The organism is Komagataeibacter kakiaceti JCM 25156 (assembly GCF_000613305.1).
Map to the genome: position 1 here is coordinate 1 of NZ_BAIO01000357.1, position 2426 is coordinate 2426.

At 65.9% G+C, this 2426-nt stretch carries 1 protein-coding gene and 1 pseudogene; both read right to left on the reverse strand.

The genetic code is table 11. The features are described from left to right. Window positions 1-336: 336 nt before the first annotated feature. Window positions 337-1601 (reverse strand): annotated as a pseudogene (locus JCM25156_RS24495) (D-amino acid dehydrogenase). A gap of 96 nt (window positions 1602-1697) precedes the next feature. Continuing rightward, window positions 1698-2426: NAD(P)/FAD-dependent oxidoreductase (locus tag JCM25156_RS13710; RefSeq protein WP_025813528.1), on the reverse strand; the 729-nt coding region annotated here is incomplete at its 5' end.

A 2426-nucleotide genomic window follows, 5' to 3' on the forward strand; every position in this document is an offset into this window, starting at 1 on the left:
CCGCCCCGCCGGCCACGCCCGACGCCGCTGCGCCCGAGGCCCCCGAAGCTGGCGCGAAGAAGGAAAAGCATTCCGGTTCGCACCACCATGGTAGCCATCACCATGGTCAGAAGAAGGAAGCCGCTCCGGCTGCTCCCGCCGCTCCGGCCGCGCAGTAACCCATACCCGGCCCGCACGCGGCGCCCCTGTGGCGGCGCATGCGGTTGCCAACAAAAAAGCCCGGTTCACACCGGGCTTTTTTTTATGTCCGGCTGGCGCCGCGGCAGGGAATACTCTCCCGATCATAAGCAGGTTTCTGGTGAAGATTTTTTCAGGCGGTTAATTTTCAATTACCTCTCAGCCCGTCGTGTAACGGTCGGGCGAGAGGTCGAGGCATGGAATGGCGGTGGGCCGGCCGCTCATCCGGTCCGCCAGTACCCGGCCCGACCCGCAGGCCATGGTCCAGCCCAGCGTGCCATGGCCGGTATTGAGCCACAGGTTGGAAAAACGCCCCGCCGGCCGATAACCGGCGTACCATCGGGCGTGCTGGCCCGCAGGCCGGTCCAGTACACGCCCTGCGACAGGTCGCCACCGGCCCCGAACAGTTCCGAAAAAGACAGTTCCAGCACCTCGCGCCGGTCACGGCGCAGCCGCAGGTTGTAGCCGGTCAGTTCCACGGTGCCGCCAATGCGGATACGATCCCCCAGCCGGGTGATGGCGACCTTGTAGGTATCATCGCAGATGGTGGAAACTGGCGCGCGCGCCGCATCCGTGATGGGCAGGGTGAGCGAATAGCCCTTGGTCGGGTAAACCGGCAGCTTCATGCCCAGCGGGCGCAGCAGCAGGGGGGAATAGCTGCCCATCGCCACCACATAGGCATCCGCCGTCATGCGCCCGGCGGAAGTGCGCACGCCCAGGATTTCGGTGGCGGCGGCTTCCAGCGCCTCGACGGTCGTTTCGAAATGGAAGGTGACGCCCAGCTCTTCCTCCGCCTTCTGGGCCAGACGCTGGGTGAACATGTGCGCATCGCCCGACTGGTCGCCGGGCAGGCGCAGCCCGCCGTGGAACAGGTGCCTGTTTTCCGACAGGCCGGGCTCATGGCGGGCGATGTCATCCGCGCTCAGGAATTCGTGGGCAATGCCGGCCTGGTCCAGCAGCCTCATGTCGCGCGCGCAGCGGTCCACCTGCCCCCGGGTGCGGAAAAGCTGGATCAGGCCGCGCTGCTGGTCATCATAGGTGATGCCGGTTTCCTGACGCAGGGCGTCAAGGCAGTCACGGCTGTATTCCGCCACGCGCAGCATGCGGGATTTGTTGATGTCGTAATCATGGGCGTTGCAGTTGGCCAGCACCCGTTCGAGCCAGCGCAGCATGGCCAGATCGAGGCGCGGGCGGATGACCAGCGGCGCGTGGCGGCTGAAGACCCACCGCAGCGCCCTGAACGGCAGGCCGGGTTCGGCCCATGGCGCGGAAAAGCCGGGGGAAATCTGCCCCGCATTGGCAAAGGAGGTTTCCAGCGCTGCGGCGGGCTGGCGGTCGATGACCGAGACCTCATGGCCTTCCTTCGCCAGGTACCATGCCGTTGTCACCCCGACCACGCCCGCGCCCAGAACGATAACTTTCACGGTTGCATCCTCCTTTGCGTCCCTACAGTGGCGGGGATGCGCCACACGGCGGGAATGGTCAACCGTTTCTGTTATGACAGAACCGAAGGGCAGAAATCAGCCCGCGGGCACGCCCTTGCTGGTGGAGTATTCAAAATGCAGCGCCGTGTCGGGATGTACGATGGGGTGGATGGCGTGGGCCGCCATCGCGCCTTCGGTAAAGCCCTGCAGGATCAGCTTGAGCTTGCCCGGATAGGCCGCGATGTCGCCTATGGCGAAAATGCCGGGCAGGCTGCTTTCGCATGTTGAGGGCGTGACGGGAATGGTGCCGCGCAGGGTGTCCAGCCCCCATTGCGCGATCGGCCCCAGATCGGTCGCCAGCCCGAAAAAGGGTAGCAGATGGTCGCACGCGACATGCCTGAGCGTGCCGTCCAGCGTGGCCAGATCCACGCCGGTCAACTGTCCGCCGGTGCCGTGCAGGCCGTGAAGCTGGTAGCCGATGATCTTTTCGATCTCGCCACGCGCCACGGCCTCATCAAGCTGGCGCAGGCTTTCCGGCGCAGCGCGGAAGCGGTCACGCCGATGCACCAGTTGCACGCTGCGCGCCACATCGCGCAGGGAAAGCGCCCAGTCCACCGCCGAATCCCCACCGCCCGCGATCAGCACATCCCTGTCCGCGAAATCGGCGCGGCGGCGGACGAAATACTGGACGCCTCCGCTGCGTTCATAGGCGTCCAGACCCTCAAGCGGTGGCCGGTTGGGGCCGAACGCCCCCGCGCCAGCGGCGATGATGACCGCATGGGCATGGATCACATCGCCACGGCTGGTGCCAAGACGGAAAGCGCC